Raw genomic sequence first — 16,831 nt, 5'->3', positions numbered from 1 at the left:
GTGGCCAGCAAATAACTGGAGTCCGGTCGAGGGGTGGTTGCATGTGGGCATGACTCCGAGTGCGGATCTGCCCGGCATGGTCGACGGTTTGCGCCCCGAGCTGACGAACCTGCTCAAACAGCTGGTCTCGATCCCGTCTATCGCCTTCCCCGGCTATCCGCCGGAGCAGGTGCAGCGGGCGCACGACTTCGTTGCGGACGAGTTGCGGAAGTCCGGTGTCGAGGACATGCAGGTGCTGGATCTGCCGGATACCTCGCCTGTGGTCTACGGGCGGATTCCCGCCCCGCCCGGCGCACCGACGGTGCTGCTGTACGGGCACTACGACGTGCAGCCCGCGGGTGACGAAGCACTCTGGCAGACACCGCCGTTCACGCCGACCGAGAAAGACGGCGCGGTCTACGGCCGCGGCGCGGCCGACTGCAAGTCCAACGTGATCGCGCACATCGGCGCACTGCGCGCGCACGGCGGCAAACCGCCGTGCGGCATCACCGTGGTCATCGAAGGACAGGAAGAGTACGGATCGGTCCTCGACGACTATCCGGCGCAGCATCCCGAATTGTTCAAGGCCGACGCGCTCCTGGTCTGCGACGCGGGCAATATTCGCGCGGGCACCCCGACCCTGACCACCGCCCTGCGCGGCGTCGCCGATGTGTTCGTCGAGGTCCGCACGCTGGCGGCTCCGGTGCACTCCGGCCAGTTCGGCGGCGCCGCACCCGATGCCCTGCTGGCGCTGCTGGCCGCGCTGGCCACGCTGCACGACGCCGACGGCAATGTCGCCGTCACAGGCTTGCGGCGGGACAAGTGGTCGGGCGCGGACTTCACCGCGCAGGAGTTCGCCGACATCACCGGCATGGCGCCGGGGATGCCGTTGCTCGGCACCGGCCCGATCGGCGAACGCATCTGGTACGGGCCCGCTATCACCGTCATCGGACTCGACGCGCCGCCGACCGCCACCGCCGCCTCCGCTGTCGTGCCCTACGCGAAAGCCGCGCTGAATGTGCGCGTGCACCCGGACCAGGATCCCGCCGAGGGCAGGCAGGCCGTCATCGATCACCTGGAGTGGGTGCGGCCGTACGGCATCGAGTTGACGGTCACCGGCGGCGAGGTCGGCGCCGGATTCTCCGCCGGGACCAATGGTCCCGCCTACGCCGCCATGCGCGCAGCCATGCGACGCGCGTGGGGCGCCGAGGTCGTCGACTCGGCCATGGGCGGCTCCATCCCGCTCACCAATTCGCTGGCCGCCGCCAACCCGGGCGCCGAGATCCTGCTGCTCGGCGCCGAAGACGCCAAATGCAATCTGCACGGCTTCAACGAGCGCGTGCTGTTGAGCGAACTGTGCAAGGTGGCGCTGGCCGAGGCCGAGTTCTTCCAGCTCTTCGCCGAGGAGATGCGCAAATGAGCGAGCCCCTGACCGCCGCGCCCGAGCACAAGCGGAAGTGGTCCTTCCCGTCGACGTACACGATTCTCGCGGGCGTGATGCTGGCGGTGTGGTTGCTGGCGTTCATCATTCCGCCGGGCGCCTACAACACCGACGGCGAAGGCCGGCCGATCGCGGGCAGCTACCACCGGCTCGAGGAGACGAAGAGTTTCGGGGCGCGACTGCGCGATCTGTTCCTCGCCCCGATCAACGGGCTCTACGGCATTCAGGACGGGAAGACCGGGCAGGTCGGTCCCGATATGGCGGGCGAGCTCTACGGCGCGGCCGCGGTGTTCCTGTTCGTCCTCGCCGTCGGCGCGTTCATCACCGTCGCCTTCGCCACCGGCGCGCTCGACCGCGGCATCGGCAGCCTCGCCTACCGGCTGCGCAACCGGACCTTGCTGTTGATCATCGGGATCATGGTGGTGTTCGCGATCGCCGGCACCGTCGAAGGCTTCGCCGAGGAGACACTCGGCTTCTACGCGCTGCTGGTGCCGCTGACGCTGGCGCTGGGCTACGACCGGATGACCGCGGTCGGCATGATCATCTGCGGTGCGGGCGTCGGCGTGCTGTGTTCGACGGTGAACCCGTTCGCGACCGGCACCGCGTCCTCCGCGGCCGAGATCGCGCTCGGTGACGGCATCGTGCTGCGGCTGGCGATGCTGGTCGTGCTCACCGCGGCCACGGTCGCCTACGTGCTCTGGTACGCCCGGCGGGTCAAGTCGAACCCGGACAAGTCCTGGTCCGGCTGGCTGCCCGGGGACCGCGACGTGAAAGCCGAGGACCACGAACCGGATCCGATGAACGGCCGGCAGCGCATCGTGCTCTGGCTGGTCGCCCTCACCTTCGCCTTCATGATCTTCGCGATCATCCCCTGGGCCGAGGTGCTCGAGGGTCCCGGCGCGAAATCCTACCCGTGGCAGCTGGATTGGTTCTTCCCCGAACTCACCGCGCTGTTCCTGCTCGGCGCGATCGTGATCGGTCTGGTCGGCGGCCTGGGGGAGACCCGGATGAGCGAGTCGGTCGGCAAGGGCTTCAGCGACTTCGTCGGCGCCGGCATCGTCATCGTCCTGGCCCGCGGCGTCACCGTCATCATGAACAACACCCAGATCACCAGCACCGTCCTGCACGCCCTGGAGGGCGTGGTCACCGGCACCTCCTCGGCGGTCTTCGCCGTCGCCGTCTACCTGGTGAACATCCCACTGGCCCTGCTGATCCCGTCGACCTCCGGCCACGCCACCCTCGCCATGCCGATCATGGCCCCGCTCGCCGACTTCGCGAACGTTCCCCGCTCCCTGGTGGTCACGGCCTGGCAGTCCGCCTCCGGCTGGGCCAACCTCGTCACCCCGACCACCGCCGTCGTCACCGGCGGCCTGGCCCTGGCCAAGGTCCGCTACGACCGCTACGTCAAATTCGTCGCCCCCCTACTGGGCATCCTGTTCGTACTCACGTGCGTGTTCCTCGCGGCCGGAGCCTGGATCGGATAGCACTCGGACCGGGACGTCGTCCTCCCAGGGCTGGCGGGTGACCATGTCGGCGACCCGGACCTCGCCGCGTTCGAACTCGCCGGTGGCGGCGTCGACCAGTCGATACTGTTGCGTCCCACGGTGAATGGGCTGGGCGTCGAGGAGGACTACGCGGACTTCGCCCGGTTCGAAGTGGCAACGGCGCTGGATCGCGGCGATGAGTTGTTCGTTGTGCATGTGGCCGTCGCCGAAGTTCCAGCCGACGGCGGTGCTGCAGAGGCGTTCGCCGTCGGTGATGACGTAGTCGGTTTCGCGGCCGTCGGCCATGGCGCGGTGCACGAGGGTGAACAGGGCGCGGCCGTGGGTGTTCATGGCGCGGAAGGCATAACCCATGAACATCGGGATCTCCATGCGGTCCTTGCCGTAGAACCGTTCCAGCTGGGCTTGGGGCATGCTGGCGATCGCGACGAGACCCTGTTCGATCTTCGCGCTGGCCGAGGGCTTGACGCACCACATGGTGGTGTCCCAGTTGCCCGCGTAGTAGCGCATGCCGGGCAGGAAGGAGATCTTGCGGGGGAACATGTTTCCCGCGAGCACGATGCCCGCGATCACCAGGAACAGCAGCGCCACCGGTAGCGGGTGCTGGATGTCGCCCAGACCCAGATCGGCGTGTGCGACAAACAAACTCAGCACACCGAAGATCATGAAGACGTTCCACTCCAGCGGGACGCCCATCGGGATGGCGGTCAGGATCGCCAGGTGGAACAGCACCAGCATGGTGGCCGCGATCGCGGTCGGCCAGCCGCCGGCGCTGAACAGCAGCACCAGGGGCGCGAGCATTTCGACGGCGGTGCCGCCGTGCGCGACCACCCGGGCCCAGCGGCCCGGCCGCAGGTCGTCGGGGAAGTTCTCGAAGAACTTGCGCTTCAACGGTTTCCAGCGCACCACCGGGCTGTTCGACATCATCGTCGACACCACGAACGGGAAGTGCTTATTCAACTTCGAGGTCGCCGCGCCCATCCAGATGACCACGAAAACCAGCTTCGCGGCGACGATTACGTCCACCCCGAACAGGAACGCGACCGTCATCGTGGCGTACACCTCGCCGCGCGCGGCCAGGAAGATCACCTTGTCCCGCAGCCCGAGCACCGCGAGCAGGGCGAGGATCAGCACGACCGGCGCTACCGGCAGTAGTCCCACTGTCGTATCCAGCTCCGGCACCGCACCGGTGCCGTCGAGGAACAGCGTTACCGCCGTGGCGACCAGCAGGGCCGCATAGAGCACTGCGTCCAGCACCGTCCGCGAGTCGCCCTTGGTCAGCGGCACCCGGCCCGGCCATGGTGGCAGCCGAATCGTGCCGGGCCGCAACCAATACAGGATCGAACCCATCGGCGGGAAGAACCGGTTGTTCAACGGCCCGAACCCGCAGCCGAGCCCGATGACCTCGAACAGCAGCGTGTACAGCACCACTTTCTGGAAGACGATCGGCTCCGACCACCAGTCCCCGACCGCGGTGAACCCGTCGATTCCCTTGGTGGACAGCACGATCAGCCAGGCGCCGAGGAGATAGAGCAAGATCTTGATTACATAGAACATGTGCAACGCGACCGGCGTCCCGAATCCCACCTCGGCCCAATGCCGGGCCATCGGCCGAATCCGTTCCCCGCGTGTCCCTTTGCGCCACTCGACCATGTCGACCACCGGTAGCTCGGGCTGAAGAAACCCCATCGCACACCCTCCGACTCCCGAATCCCCGGAGACGCAACCGGACCCGAGGTTCCCGACACGGTGACACCCGAGCCGCAGTCCGTCGATCCACGGTCCCGATCAGCGGGACGACGCGACACCGAGCCGAGCATCCCGCCCAGGTACCAGCGGGTATGCCGGATACCACGACGTGCCCGAAGCGCCGGACGATCGGCACGCCAGCGGGGAGTGCGCACGCCCTGGCGAATGCTCGCTGGGCAGACGGGGTGCCCGGTCGCATTCGTGACGCGGCCTGAGCGGCTCTGGCATACGCTCGGCCGAGCACGATCGAGTCGGAGGTAGCTGTGGGCGGTGTGCTGGCCAAGGGGCAGAACGGGGCGTTGGCGGCGGCGCGGGTTGTAGTCGCGGCGCGCGCGGCGGCAGCCGATCTTTCGGCGCTGCTGGTGACGGCAACAGGGAAGGTTCGCTCCGACGCGGATTTCGTCTTCTTCAACCAGCCGACCGCACCTGGGGTCGAATTGCGCTCCGGGACACTGGCGATCGCCTTCGAAGAGGTGCCTGCCGAGATCGACCAGCTGCGCGCGGTGCTCACGCTGGAGGAGTCCGACGCCACCTTCGGCCAGTTCGCGCCGCCCGTCGTCACCGTCGGTGACGAGTCGGGAAACCTGCTGTACGAGTATCGAATCGAGGGCCTCGGCCGCGAATCGGTGGTGATCGCGCTCGAGCTGTACCGGCGCGGCGCGGCCTGGAAGGTGCGCGCCGTCGGGCAGGGATACGCGGGCGGTTTCGCCGATCTCGTCACCGATCACGGCGTCAGCGTCGATGACGACTCGGTGCCGGTCGAAAGCGAGCCCGCATCGGTCGTGCGCGCGATCCCGGCGCTCGAAATCCGCACGGTCCCAGGCGAAGCCAAACTCTCTATGGAGAAGCGTGAGCGCCTGGACCTGCGCAAACGCGCTGTGGCCGAGGTACTGCACACCCGGAACACCCACGGCGTCCGCGCCCGCGTCGTGCTGGTGATCGACAAGACCGGCAGCATCGCCAAGCAGTACAACACCAAGGTCGTGCACCGGGTGGTCGACCGGATGATCCCGATCGCCACCCAGCTCGACGACGACGGCACCCTGGAGGCCTACCTCTACGCCCTGAAGTTCGCGAAGCTCCCGGACGTCACCGTCGCCGACAGCGAGCAGTGGTCCCAGACCTACCTGCACCTGACCGGCACGCACGAGGGCATCGAATACGACCGCCTCGGCCTGCGCAACGACGAACTGCCGATCATGCGCGCCCTCATCGACACGCTGCATCCGGGTGACGGGCCCACCCTGGTGTTGTTCTTCACCGACGGCGGTTTCAAGAAGAAGTGGGAGATCACCGAGCTGATGCGGGAGGCGGCGCGGCTGCCCGCGTTCTGGCAGTTCGTCGGCTTGGGCCAGGCCAATTACGGCGTGCTGCGCAACCTCGACGAGATGGACGGCCGCGCCGTCGACAACGCGGGCTTCTTCACCGCCGACGACATCGACCAGATGGACGACGCCGAGCTGTACCAGCGATTGCTGGGCGAGTTCGCCGACTGGCTGCGCGCGGCCCGCGCGGCGGGCATCGTCGCCCACTGACTGCCCGGTTGCCCGCCCATGGCGGGTGCGTCACGATGCATCGATGCGATCAATCAAACTCGGTGCCATCGCCCTTGCCGTCACCGCCACCGCGCTGGCAGCCCCTGCCATCGCGCAGGCCGCGGAACCCGAAGAGAACATCACCCTCGACATCAACCTGCTCGGTTGCTCGCTCAGTGCGGGACTTGGCGGCGAGCTGCTGACGGCGTTCGGAACGGGGTCCAGCAGCGGTTCGAGCGGAAAGATCTCGTCCGGATTGGCCACCCGGTTGCGTTTGGCAGGCTGCCTGCCCTGGGCCTGATCCGCGAAAAACGGGGGCAATGACCGTTCAGAGCGGTCTGTTCGGAACAGCCGGACTTGAAAGTTAGGTTATCCGAACTTATCATTCAGGCGTATGAAGGTTTGGTTCTCTCGTTTGCGGCGTGTCAGCTTGCGCGCGCTCGTCTTGACTGTCGCCCTGTGCGCCACGCTGACCGCCTGCGGGAGCGAAACGGCGCGCGACGGGAAACCTGTGGTGCTGACCACGTTCACCGTGCTGGCCGACATCGCTCGCAACGTCGCGGGGGAGCACCTCACGGTGGAGTCCATCACGAAGGTGGGCGCGGAGATCCACGGCTATGAGCCGACGCCCGGCGATATCCGCACCGCGTCGAAAGCCGATCTGATCCTCGACAACGGGCTGAATCTGGAAGCCTGGTTCGCCCAGTTCGTGGGCGATGTGAAGGTCGAGCACGTGGTGGTCAGCGACGGCATCACGCCGATCGCGATCGGGGAGGACGCTTACCAGGGCAAGCCCAACCCGCACGCCTGGATGTCGCCGCTGAACGTGCAGATCTACGTGGACAACATGGTGCGCGCGTTCGAGAAACTCGCGCCCGCGCACGCCGCGGACTTCCGGGCCAATGGCGACGCCTACAAGGCCCAGTTGCAGCAGGTGCACACGGATCTGACCGCCACGTTGTCGAAACTGCCGCCCAACGAGCGCGCGCTGGTCACCTGCGAGGGCGCGTTCTCCTACCTGGCCCGCGACGCCGGTCTGACCGAAAAATACATCTGGGCCGTGAACGCCGAACAGCAGGCGACGCCACAGCAGATCGCCTCGGCCATCGAATTCGTCCGCGGCAACAAGGTGCCCGCGGTGTTCTGTGAGTCCACCGTCTCCGACGCCCCGATGCAGCGGGTCGTCGAGGCCACCGGAACCCGTTTCGGCGGCACGCTGTACGTGGATTCACTGTCGGAAGCGGGCGGTCCGGTGCCCACCTATCTGGACCTGCTGCGCCACGACGCTCGCACGATCAGCGCCGCACTGACAGGAAGCCAGTCATGACCCCTGCCATCGAAGTCGACGCCGTCACCGTGCATTACGGCGAGGTGCTCGCGCTGGAAGATGTTTCGATCACGGTCCGGCACGGCCGGATCTGCGGTCTGGTCGGCATGAACGGGTCCGGCAAGTCCACGCTGTTCAAAACCATTATGGGAATGGCGGATCCGGATCGCGGCACGGTCCGCATCGACGGCGGCTCGCATGCGGCGGCCCGGCGCGCGGGCAAGCTCGGCTACGTTCCGCAGAGCGAGGACGTCGACTGGAGTTTCCCGCTCTCGGTACACGACGTCGTCATGACGGGCCGCTACGGGCACATGGGTTTCACCCGCCGCCCTCGCCGCGCCGACCGCGAAGCCGTCGCCCATGCCCTCGAACGCGTCGAACTGACGGACCTGGCGCACCGGCAGATCGGGCAGCTCTCCGGCGGTCAGCGCAAACGTGCGTTCGTCGCTCGCGGTCTGGCCCAGGGCGCCACGATCCTGTTGCTCGACGAACCGTTCGCCGGCGTCGACAAACGATCGGAGGCCACCATCACGGGCGTGCTGCGCGACCTCGCCGCCGCCGGTGCGGCCGTGCTCATCTCCACCCACGATCTGCATTCGCTGCCGAACCTCGCCGACGACGCGATCCTGCTGATGCGCAGCGTGCTGGCGCACGGCGATCCGCACGAGGTGCTGCAACCGGAGAACCTCGCGCGCGCCTTCGGGATCGACGTGCTGGACCGCGGCGCCGACGACCTCCCGAAGGCCGGATAACCCATGAGCCCTGCCGAATTCCTGATCGAGCCGCTGAGCTACGAGTTCATGACCCGGGCGCTGATCACCTGCGTCATCACCGCCGTGGTGTGCGCGGTGCTGTCCTGCTGGCTGGTGCTGATCGGCTGGTCGCTGATGGGTGACGCGGTGTCGCACGCGGTGCTGCCGGGCGTCGTCCTCGCCTACATCGTGGGTGCGCCGTTCGCGGTCGGCGCGGTCATCTTCGGGTTCCTCGCCGTCGGGCTGATCGGGGTGGTGCGCAGCACCAGCCGGGTCAAAGAGGACGCCGCGATCGGCATCGTTTTCACCACGCTGTTCTCCTTCGGTCTGGTCCTGGTCTCGGTGACACCCAGCCAGACCGACCTGAACCACATCATCTTCGGCAACCTGCTCGGGGTCAGCCGCTCCGAACTGCTGCAAGTGGCGATTCTTGCCGCAATCGTCTTGGCCGCACTGGTGCTCAAGCGCCGCGACTTCACCCTCTACGCCTTCGACCCCACGCACGCCCACGCCCTCGGCCTGCGCCCGCGCACCCTGGGTGCGTTGTTGCTGGCGCTGCTGGCGCTCACGTCCGTGCTCGCGCTGCAGGCGGTCGGCGTCATTCTGGTGGTGGCGATGCTGATCATCCCGGGCGCCACCGCCTACCTGCTCACCGATCGATTCGGCCGCATGCTGCTGATCGCGCCGACGGTCTCGGCCACCTCCTCGGTGGCCGGTCTCTACCTCAGCTATCACCTCGACACCGCCCCCGGGGCGATGGTGGTGCTCGTCCAGGGCGCGGTCTTCACCCTCGTCTACCTCTTCGCGCCGCGCCAAGGCGTTATCGGCAAGCGCATCAACGCTTCTCGCCGCCGGACCGCTCTTTCCGCCAAGGCCTGAACCGGAACGACCGCGCGGCCTTACCCTGAGGAGACGGGCTGGGAGGTAGTCGTGCGCCGCTGGTTGTTCCGGTCGTCGATGCTGTTGTTCACCGCGACGGCGATCGTGGTGGGCGCCGCACTGCCCGCCGGCGCCTGCGGCGAAGGGGATGGGCACGGCCCGCATGATTCGCCGCCGCGGGTCACCGGGACGCCGGGCGCGCAGCGCAACGTCGAAGCGGTCGGTCACGTCCCGGACGCGAAAGGCGCTATCTCACTACAGTTCCTGCAATACGGGGAGCGCGACGTCATGGTCGTCTCCGGTGAGTTCGGGCTGAGGATCTACGATCTCACCGCGAACCCGTTGGCGCCCAGGCTGATCGGGCAGCTCGACCTGCCGGGCATGTGGGAAACCGAGGACACCGAGGTCGATCCGGAACGCAAGCTGGTCTTCCTCGCTCGGGATCCCCGGGCCTTCGGCGGCGAATCCGGCACCGGGAATTCCGGTGTCTATGTGGTGGATCTGAGCGTTCCGGAGCAGCCGGTGACGCTCAGCTACGTCGACGTGCCCGCCGGGCACACCACCACCTGCGTCAACGACTGCCAGTACCTGTGGACGGGCGGACCGGCCAGGGCGGACAGCATGCCCGCCGACTGGGGCGGCCGCCCGATCTGGGTCACCGACGTGCGGAACCCCCGCGCGCCAAGGGTTTTCCCGGAACCGATCGAGCTGGCCCGCAACGACGGCAAGACCGACTACGTGCACGACGTCCAGGTGGACGCGCACGGCGTCGCCTGGGTGTCCGGCCGCGGTGGTGTGCGCGGCTACTGGACCGAGGGCACGCACCAGGATCCGGTGACCGGTGAACGCTATCGGGCTTGGCCGAACGCCCCGATTCCCTTCGCGGGCGGCGGACTCTCGGAGTCGGCCGCCCCCACCCGATTCATCCACAACAGTTTCCGGCCGATCGGCAGCCGCGCGAAGGACGGCGGCGGCGACGGGCACCTGCTCTATGCCACCGAGGAGAGCTTCCGCCCCGGCTGCGCGGACGACGGCGCCTTGGTGATCGCCTCGCTCCAGGGTTCCTACGCCGGAGCGGGCTGGCGCTCGACCGTCTCGCGGCCCTACCGCCTCACCACGGTCGGCACCTGGAAGGTGCACGGTCAGGAGGGCAGCGACCCCCTCTCCGACGACTGCTCCGCCCACTACTTCGACATCCAGGACAAGATCCTGGTGCAATCGTTCTACGCGCAGGGCACCCGATTCCTCGACATCACCAACCCGGCGGCCCCGCGGCAAATCGCCTACTACCGCCCCACCGACGCCGCGGCCTGGGCCCCCTACTGGCACCGCGGCCTGGTCTACATCGCCGACAACACCCGCGGCATCGACATACTCCGCCTCGTAATGTGATCAAGATCGCCCCGAAACCCCTTGTGCGAGATAAAGTCCGGCCATGCTCGACGTTATCTCCGATGGATACTCGCTGGCCCGCAAACTCCCTTGGGATTTCAGCGACCGCAACAAGACCGCCGCCGCCATCGCCTGGGCCATGGGCTTCTTCGGCATCTTCTTCCTCGCCGTCCCCCTGGCCCTCTTCATGCTCACCCGGATCCCCAAATCCGAACAGAACACCCGCGACCTGGCCTGGGGCGCCCTCGTCTTCGGCATCGGCTACCCCCTGGCCTTCGGCCTGTTCTACCTCGACTGAACGCCGCGCGGCGATGTGCCACTCGCCGCCGCCGAATCGAGCACACTGGTGAGGTGGCGAACGAGCGGACGCAATTGATTGTGGTGGATGCGGCGAATGTGGTCGGCGCCAAACCCGATGGCTGGTGGCGGGATCGGGCCGGGGCGGCGCGGCGGCTGCTGTTGAAGATCGCGACGTTGAATGAGCATCCAGGTGATGTCGTCGTGGTGCTGGAGGGTGCCGCGAAGGCGGCGATCACCAGTGACGCACCGGAATTCGATGTGCTGCGGGTGGTGGCGGCCGACGGCTCGGGCGACGACGCGATCGTGCGGGTGGTGACGAAAGCGGTCGAGGCGGACAGCAGGCGGTCGATCATCGTGGTGACGGCGGATCGCGGTCTCCGGGATCGTGTCGAAGCGCTCGGGGCCGCCACCGTCGGGCCGAGGTGGCTGCTGGACCGAATCGAACCCTAGGGCGCTAGTCGATCCGCCGAGCCTCGATCACGAACTCGCGCATGAGCGCGTGGTCCTTCACGCCCCGGCTCGATTCGACGCCACTGGACACATCCACGCCCCACGGCTGCGCGGCCGCGATCGCGGCGCGCACATTCGCGGGCGACAAGCCGCCGGCGAGCAGCCAATTCCCGCTCGGCCGGGCGGTAGTGAGCGCGCCGAGGTCCCAGCGCTCGCCGGACCCGGCGACGGGGGAGTCCAGCAGCAGCCACTCCTCGCCATAGGCGCCGGTCCGCACGTCGGTCCCCGTAGTCAGCGAGGTCGCCCGCAGCAGCCGGAGATCGGACAGTTCCTCGAAGGCGGAGCGCGGATAAGCGCCGTGCAGTTGCAACGCGTCGACGCCCGCCGCGCGCGCCAGCTCGCCCGCCTCGGCGGCCGGAACACCGTGCACCACCCCGACGGACAGCACGTGCGACGGCACACCCGCGAGCAGCCGCCGCACTTCCTCGACCGAAATCTGCCGGGGGCTGGTGGTAAAGACGAACCCCACGGCATCGGCCCCGGCGTCGACCGCCGTAGCCACATCCTTTTCGGTGCGCAGGCCGCACAGCTTCACGAACATGCCGAAGACCCTATGCGAGCGGCGGAGACGCGTTGCTCAGGGCAAGTCGAACCGCGGCCCGGGCTGTGCCGGAAGCCACAGCCCGGGAGCGAGACCGCCACGCTGCCAACGGCATTCGGAAACCGTTCGGTCTACTTTCCGTTACTTAACGTACCTACTTTTCCCGGCGTGACGGTACAGGCACCTCGGGTGCATCCCACGGTTCACTACTCCACGCCGCTTCGAACGCACGGCAACCTTGCCGTACCCGCTCCGCTGCTCACCCTCGGCGCCATGCTCAGCATTCAGCTCGGCGCCGCCATCGCTAAGTATCTCTTCGATCTGGTGGGCGTCAGTACCACCGCGAGTATGCGGCTGGTGCTGGCCGGGCTGATCGCGCTGCTGCTGTGGCGACCGGCCCTCCGCCTTGAAAGGGCGGCGTTGCCAAGCGTTCTCGGGCTCGGTGCGGCGATCGCCGGAATGAACGCCTGCTTCTACGCCGCCATCGATCGGATTCCGCTGGGGATGGCCGTCACCATCGAGTTCCTGGGCCCACTGACCGTCGCGGCCCTCGGCTCGCGCCGGATCCGGGAGGCGCTGTGGGTGCTGCTCGCCGGTGCCGGGGTGCTGTTGCTGATGGAATCCGACGGGCCGGTGTCCTGGACCGGCGTGGCTTTCGCGGTGGGAGCAGGCATCTGCTGGGGCGCCTACATCGCGTGCGGCGCCGTGGTCGGGAAGCGCACCACCGGCCACGACGGGCTGGCGCTCTCGATGGCCTGCGGCGGGCTGCTCGCGCTGCCGGTGCTGCTCACGAATGCCACACCGGCCCTGCTCGATCCGCTCGCGCTCCTGGGGCTGCTCGCCATCGCCATCCTGTCCTCACTGGTACCACACGCCCTCGAAATGACGATCCTGCGCCAGATCACAGCCGCGACCTTCGGCGTGCTGATGAGCCTGATGCCCGCGGTCGCCGCGGCGGCCGGTCTGTTGCTTCTCGGCGAAACGCTGCAACTCGCGCAGTGGGCCGGAATCGCCCTGGTGGTGGTCGCGGCGGCAGGCGCGGCGCGGGGTGAAGGGTGAGCCGCGGCTACCGTGCGTAAGGATCCTCGAGCGCGGAGGGGGTGCTGGCTACTGCCAGCACGTTCTCCGGGTAGTCCGGTCCGGCAACGTAGAAGCGGGCGCGCGTTCGACCTACCGGTTGCAGGACCCGAAGTGCGACGAGGTCTCGCAGGTCGCGTTGTGCCTGTTGTGTGCTCAAGCCTTCGGCCTGTTCGTAGCGGGTGCGACGGACCCTGCTGGACATCGCGACGTCATGCAGGGCGCTGACTACTCGCTCGTCCAGGCGAACCCCGGCGACGAACTCCTCGAGCGCACTCCACACCGTGCCGGATCGAACCCAGCGGGCATGGACGGTTTGGGCCTGCTGGTGATACGCGGTCAGGTTGAATCGAATCCATTCGGCCACATCCTGATCGGGGCGATATGTGCTGCCCCGGCGGCCTAGTACCTGGTAGTACTCCCAGGTGTTGCCCGGCCTGCCGAGCCATGCCTCGGTCGAGGAGAATTCCGGCGCCAGTACGCCTTCCCGCGCGATCACGAGTGTTTGCAGCGATCGCGACATGCGGCCGTTACCGTCGGCCCACGGGTGAATGGACACGAGATGCAGGTGTGCCATCGCCGCCCGTATCAGGGGGTGCGAGCCGTCGTCGGCATTGAGCCAATCGACGAGCTCGCCCGTCAGCGCCGGTACCTGATCCGCGTCGGGTCCGGTGTATGCCGCGATGCTCGGATCGCGTGCGTCGGTCACGTAGACCGGGCCGCGGCGCCATTGTCCGGCTGGGCGTCGTTCGGTGTGCCGGTGCCCTTGAAGCATCCAATGCAGCGCGTTGAGGAGGCCTTTGCTGTACGAGAAGTCCTCCACGTCGTGGAGCGTTTGGATGTAGGTCATCATGCGCTCGTAGGCCAGCGTTTCGGCCTTGTTCTCCTCGGAGACCTCCACGTCACGTTCGCCGGCGATCAGATCTTCCACGTCGACGGTGGATACCCGGAACCCCTCGATCGAATTCGATGCCGCCACGGCGTCCGCGGTCAGGAATTTTCGGAGACCGCCCGCCCACTTGCCAGGTTTGGCCTGGAGTTCGTGGCGCAGTTCGGCGCGCATCCGATCCACGCCGTCGAGGACACGGCTGTCGGCTGCGGTCAGCGCAGGGGTCGGGAACAGCACGATGCCACGATACTTTGACGTAATCATTGCGTCAATCTGTATAGCGCCACTCTCGGGGGTGATTTTCGCACCCCTGCGGCGGCCCGGCGGCCTCCCGAGGGTGCCTTCTGGGTCAGTTGCTTCTGCTTGACCATTGGTCATACAGGCAAAAGCCCCGCAACTACTCCCAGAGAGATCGGCACTTGAGACACTTCATCAGCCGCGCAACAGCAGGACTGTTCATCGGCACCCTGACCGCCGCCGCCCTCGTCGCCGTCCCCGGCACGGCGCATGCCGAGCAGGCGGACGACGTGGTCACCATTCAGCAGGTGTCCAGCGGACGCTATCTCGACGCCTGGGCCGACGGGACGCACGATTACAACGTGGTCACCCGGCCCAAGCAGGGCGACACCAGCCAGCAGTGGCGGATCAACTGGGATGACAGCGGCACCGGGACCGGCACCGTGCAGCAGGTCAGCAGCAACCGCTTCCTGGATGCCCACGAAATCGATTCGCTGGACTATCACCTGGTGACCCGGCCCGCCCAGAACAACAACACCCAGCTCTGGCGCATCAGCTCGATCGGCAACGGGAAATACACGATCCAGCAGGCGTCGAACAATCGCTACGTGGATGCCCATGAGATCGCCGAGAAGGACTACGGCGTCGTCAGCCGCTCGGCCCAGAACAACCCGACTCAGCAATTCATTCTGGTGGTCGTCGGCCACTGATCTCCGCGGCCACGGTCACCGCGGTGGGAACCAGCACGATGGCTTTCACGCCGCCGTAGTCGGATTCGGTGAGCCGGACCGTAACCCCGTGGCGGGCAGCTAGTTTCGCGACCACGAACAGGCCGAGGCGAGCGTCGCCGGAGAGTGCGGCGACGCTGAAGTCGGGGGGATCGGCCAGCACGGCGTTGCGGGCGGCGAGTTCGGCGGGGGACATGCCGAGACCCTGGTCGGTGATCTCCACGGCGACGCCCCGGCCGACCAGGACGCCGTCGATGTCGACGCGAGATTCCGGCGGTGAGTAGGCGGTGGCGTTGTCGGCGAGTTCGGCGAGCAGGTGGATGACGTCGGCGACCGCACCGCCGGACACATAGGTATCGGGCAGCCGGCCGACTTGAATCCTGGTGTAGTCCAAGCTTTCCGCGACCGCACCACGAATCACGTCGATCAGCGGGACCGGGTGGCGCCACTGCCGGCCCGGCTGTTCGCCGCCGAGGATGATGAGGTTCTCGGCGTTGCGGCGGGCGCGGGTGGCGAGGTGGTCGAGCTGGAACAGCAGATCCAGGTAAGCCGGATCCTCTTCCGCGCGTTCGGCGGTGTCCAGCAGTGCGAGCTGCCGGTGCACGACGACCTGCGACCGGTGTGCGATGTTGAGGAACACCGCGTTCACCCCCGCGCGGGTCTGGGATTCGGCGACCGCGGCCGAAACGGCCGCCAGGTGTGCGCGATTGAAGGCGTTGGCGACCTGGCCGACCTCGTCGGTGCCGTAATCCAGCCCCGCCACTTCACCTTTGGTGTCCAGCTCGGTGCCGGTGGAGAGGCGGCGGATGGTGTCGGGCAGCCGCTCGTCGGCGAGTTCGAGGGTGTCGCGCCGGAGTCGCCGCATCCGTGCGACGAAGCGATTCGCCAGCACAAGGGCCGCCAGGAAGGCCAGCACCGCGAGCGAGAAGATCCCCGCCCCACCGAGATAGGAGTTCAGCAGCACCCGCTCGCCGTGCTCGGCGGCGGCGTGATGGCTGTCGGCGCTCTGGTCTTTCCAGAGTTGCATGAGATTCGATCGCACGGTCCCCGCGACCCGCTGCCATTCGACGACGTCCAGCGGCAGCGCCTCGTCCTCGGCGGACTTTCTTGTGCGCGAGCTGGTTTCGTCGTCGTCCGGGTAGGGCCCACGCTTGATGATGGCGTCCTCCATGGCGACCAGCTGCTGCCACTCGGCGCCGGCGGTGATCGCCTTCAACTGCTCGAGTCGCTGCCCCTGCAGCGTCGAACCCACGTAGGCGACTTCGCCTCGCCCGTCGCCGATGTAGCTGCCGAGCTCGGTGAGCAACTGTGGCGAGACCTGCTCGGTCAGCACCGCAACCGACCCCAGACTGCTTGTCCGCGAAACGGATTCGGCGGCCCGCAACGCGTGCACCGCCTTGTACAGTTCGACCGCGACCCGGGCGTCCGGCGCCACCTCGGCCACCAGCAGCGAGGCGCTGGTCACGGTGTGCACGATCTGGCTGAACGCTCCGAACACCTGCTGTGCCGGGATGACGCGGGCATCGATGCCGCCGCGCAGCTGCGGCAGCCGCTTGTACAGCTCGCGATAGCCCTCGATGGGCGCCGTGAGGTCGGGCCGCAGCTCCTGCATCGTGGCGCTGGTGGAGACGAGCGCCGCCAGCGCCGCGTCGGAGTGCTCGCGGGTGGCGGGCAACGCGGCGGCGGCGGTCTCCGCACCGGCCAAGTGCAGCAGCGAAACTCGGCGTTCCTCCTGAAACGCCTCGACCATCAGGATCGCGGGCGTGATCGCGACGGTGGACAGTTCGGCGAACCGATTTGCCTTCTGTCCGTCCCGGATCAGATACACCGAGCCGCTGATCCCCGCGGCGAGCAACGCGATGCTCGGAATCAGCACGATCGCCAGCAGGCGCGCCCGGACACCGGCGATACGCCGTGGCCAGGACAGCGAAATACGGGGGAATCTAGTGCCGCTCACCGAAGACTTGCCTACTTCCGGGCACCGCTGCCCCCT

16 protein-coding genes are annotated in these 16,831 nt (G+C 67.6%); 12 read left to right on the top strand and 4 right to left on the bottom strand.

The genetic code is table 11. The annotated features are described in order from the left end of the window. The first annotated feature begins 49 nt into the window (after positions 1-49). Together AB0M14_RS08675 and AB0M14_RS08670 are read left to right on the top strand one after the other, a co-directional pair. Entirely contained in the window at positions 50-1,399 is a 1,350-nt protein-coding gene (locus AB0M14_RS08675; RefSeq protein ID WP_364990626.1) for a M20/M25/M40 family metallo-hydrolase, read from the top strand. Continuing rightward, the gene (locus tag AB0M14_RS08670) at positions 1,396-2,904 is read left to right on the top strand and encodes a YfcC family protein (protein ID WP_364990623.1); all 1,509 of its coding nucleotides are present in this window, start codon (positions 1,396-1,398) and stop codon (positions 2,902-2,904) included. Before AB0M14_RS08675 ends, AB0M14_RS08670 begins: the two co-directional genes overlap by 4 nt. On the opposite strand, the gene AB0M14_RS08665 is transcribed toward AB0M14_RS08670, so the two are convergent. Then, the gene (locus AB0M14_RS08665; RefSeq protein WP_364990620.1) at positions 2,842-4,611 is read right to left on the bottom strand and encodes a DUF3556 domain-containing protein; all 1,770 of its coding nucleotides are present in this window, start codon (positions 4,609-4,611) and stop codon (positions 2,842-2,844) included. The genes AB0M14_RS08670 and AB0M14_RS08665 overlap by 63 nt on opposite strands. Positions 4,612-4,934: 323 nt before the next feature. Here AB0M14_RS08665 and AB0M14_RS08660 point away from each other — a divergent pair, with 323 nt between their 5' ends. The 8 genes from AB0M14_RS08660 to AB0M14_RS08625 all read left to right on the top strand — a co-directional run bounded on the left by AB0M14_RS08660 (position 4,935) and on the right by AB0M14_RS08625 (position 11,306). Next, on the top strand, positions 4,935-6,206 hold the full coding sequence (locus AB0M14_RS08660; RefSeq protein WP_364990618.1) for a VWA domain-containing protein: 1,272 nt from the start codon (positions 4,935-4,937) through the stop codon (positions 6,204-6,206). A gap of 43 nt (positions 6,207-6,249) precedes the next feature. Continuing rightward, the gene (locus AB0M14_RS08655; protein WP_364990615.1) at positions 6,250-6,507 is read left to right on the top strand and encodes a hypothetical protein; all 258 of its coding nucleotides are present in this window, start codon (positions 6,250-6,252) and stop codon (positions 6,505-6,507) included. Positions 6,508-6,600: 93 nt separating this feature from the next. After that, a complete protein-coding gene (locus AB0M14_RS08650) occupies positions 6,601-7,533 on the top strand; it encodes a metal ABC transporter substrate-binding protein (RefSeq protein WP_364990613.1) in 933 nt (310 codons plus the stop codon). Beyond that, positions 7,530-8,285, top strand: coding sequence for a metal ABC transporter ATP-binding protein (locus AB0M14_RS08645; RefSeq protein WP_364990609.1), 756 nt, complete (start codon positions 7,530-7,532; stop codon positions 8,283-8,285). The genes AB0M14_RS08650 and AB0M14_RS08645 overlap by 4 nt, the downstream gene beginning before the upstream one ends. A 3-nt stretch (positions 8,286-8,288) precedes the next feature. Further along, on the top strand, positions 8,289-9,164 hold the full coding sequence (locus tag AB0M14_RS08640) for a metal ABC transporter permease (protein ID WP_364990607.1): 876 nt from the start codon (positions 8,289-8,291) through the stop codon (positions 9,162-9,164). 51 nt (positions 9,165-9,215) lie between these two features. After that, complete coding sequence (locus tag AB0M14_RS08635) at positions 9,216-10,556, top strand: hypothetical protein (protein WP_364990604.1); 1,341 nt, start codon at positions 9,216-9,218, stop codon at positions 10,554-10,556. Positions 10,557-10,599: 43 nt separating this feature from the next. Beyond that, positions 10,600-10,854, top strand: a complete 255-nt coding sequence (locus AB0M14_RS08630; protein WP_364990601.1) for a hypothetical protein — start codon at positions 10,600-10,602, stop codon at positions 10,852-10,854. 53 nt (positions 10,855-10,907) lie between these two features. Further along, entirely contained in the window at positions 10,908-11,306 is a 399-nt protein-coding gene (locus AB0M14_RS08625) for an NYN domain-containing protein (RefSeq protein WP_364990598.1), read from the top strand. 4 nt (positions 11,307-11,310) lie between these two features. Here the strand turns inward: AB0M14_RS08625 and AB0M14_RS08620 are convergent, their stop codons facing one another. Then, a complete protein-coding gene (locus tag AB0M14_RS08620; RefSeq protein WP_364990594.1) occupies positions 11,311-11,907 on the bottom strand; it encodes a phosphoribosylanthranilate isomerase in 597 nt (198 codons plus the stop codon). A 168-nt stretch (positions 11,908-12,075) separates the two neighbouring features. On the opposite strand from AB0M14_RS08620, the gene AB0M14_RS08615 reads away from it, so the two are divergent. Continuing rightward, positions 12,076-12,966, top strand: coding sequence for an EamA family transporter (locus AB0M14_RS08615; protein ID WP_364990592.1), 891 nt, complete (start codon positions 12,076-12,078; stop codon positions 12,964-12,966). A gap of 7 nt (positions 12,967-12,973) precedes the next feature. Here the strand turns inward: AB0M14_RS08615 and AB0M14_RS08610 are convergent, their stop codons facing one another. Further along, positions 12,974-14,251: a Fic family protein gene (locus AB0M14_RS08610; RefSeq protein ID WP_364990589.1), complete on the bottom strand. Its 1,278-nt coding sequence runs from the start codon at positions 14,249-14,251 to the stop codon at positions 12,974-12,976. Between the two features lie 41 nt (positions 14,252-14,292). Here AB0M14_RS08610 and AB0M14_RS08605 point away from each other — a divergent pair, with 41 nt between their 5' ends. Beyond that, entirely contained in the window at positions 14,293-14,820 is a 528-nt protein-coding gene (locus tag AB0M14_RS08605; protein ID WP_364990586.1) for an RICIN domain-containing protein, read from the top strand. Here the strand turns inward: AB0M14_RS08605 and AB0M14_RS08600 are convergent. Further along, the gene (locus AB0M14_RS08600; protein ID WP_364990584.1) at positions 14,795-16,795 is read right to left on the bottom strand and encodes an ATP-binding protein; all 2,001 of its coding nucleotides are present in this window, start codon (positions 16,793-16,795) and stop codon (positions 14,795-14,797) included. The two genes, AB0M14_RS08605 and AB0M14_RS08600, sit on opposite strands and share 26 nt — an antisense overlap. Positions 16,796-16,831 lie beyond the last annotated feature (36 nt).

Source organism: Nocardia sp. NPDC051832 (assembly GCF_040681285.1).
Classification (GTDB): domain Bacteria; phylum Actinomycetota; class Actinomycetes; order Mycobacteriales; family Mycobacteriaceae; genus Nocardia.
This window is presented reverse-complemented; position numbering and strand designations above follow the sequence as displayed.

Excerpts from the sequence above, each read along its gene's own strand:
- AB0M14_RS08675 (WP_364990626.1), top strand. The coding sequence starts at position 50 with ATGACTCCGAGTGCGGATCTGCCCGGCATGGTCGACGGTTTGCGCCCC.
- AB0M14_RS08670 (WP_364990623.1), top strand. The coding sequence starts at position 1,396 with ATGAGCGAGCCCCTGACCGCCGCGCCCGAGCACAAGCGGAAGTGGTCC.
- AB0M14_RS08665 (WP_364990620.1), bottom strand. The coding sequence starts at position 4,611 with ATGGGGTTTCTTCAGCCCGAGCTACCGGTGGTCGACATGGTCGAGTGG.
- AB0M14_RS08655 (WP_364990615.1), top strand. The coding sequence starts at position 6,250 with ATGCGATCAATCAAACTCGGTGCCATCGCCCTTGCCGTCACCGCCACC.
- AB0M14_RS08650 (WP_364990613.1), top strand. The coding sequence starts at position 6,601 with ATGAAGGTTTGGTTCTCTCGTTTGCGGCGTGTCAGCTTGCGCGCGCTC.
- AB0M14_RS08645 (WP_364990609.1), top strand. The coding sequence starts at position 7,530 with ATGACCCCTGCCATCGAAGTCGACGCCGTCACCGTGCATTACGGCGAG.
- AB0M14_RS08640 (WP_364990607.1), top strand. The coding sequence starts at position 8,289 with ATGAGCCCTGCCGAATTCCTGATCGAGCCGCTGAGCTACGAGTTCATG.
- AB0M14_RS08630 (WP_364990601.1), top strand. The coding sequence starts at position 10,600 with ATGCTCGACGTTATCTCCGATGGATACTCGCTGGCCCGCAAACTCCCT.
- AB0M14_RS08620 (WP_364990594.1), bottom strand. The coding sequence starts at position 11,907 with ATGTTCGTGAAGCTGTGCGGCCTGCGCACCGAAAAGGATGTGGCTACG.
- AB0M14_RS08610 (WP_364990589.1), bottom strand. The coding sequence starts at position 14,251 with ATGACCAATGGTCAAGCAGAAGCAACTGACCCAGAAGGCACCCTCGGG.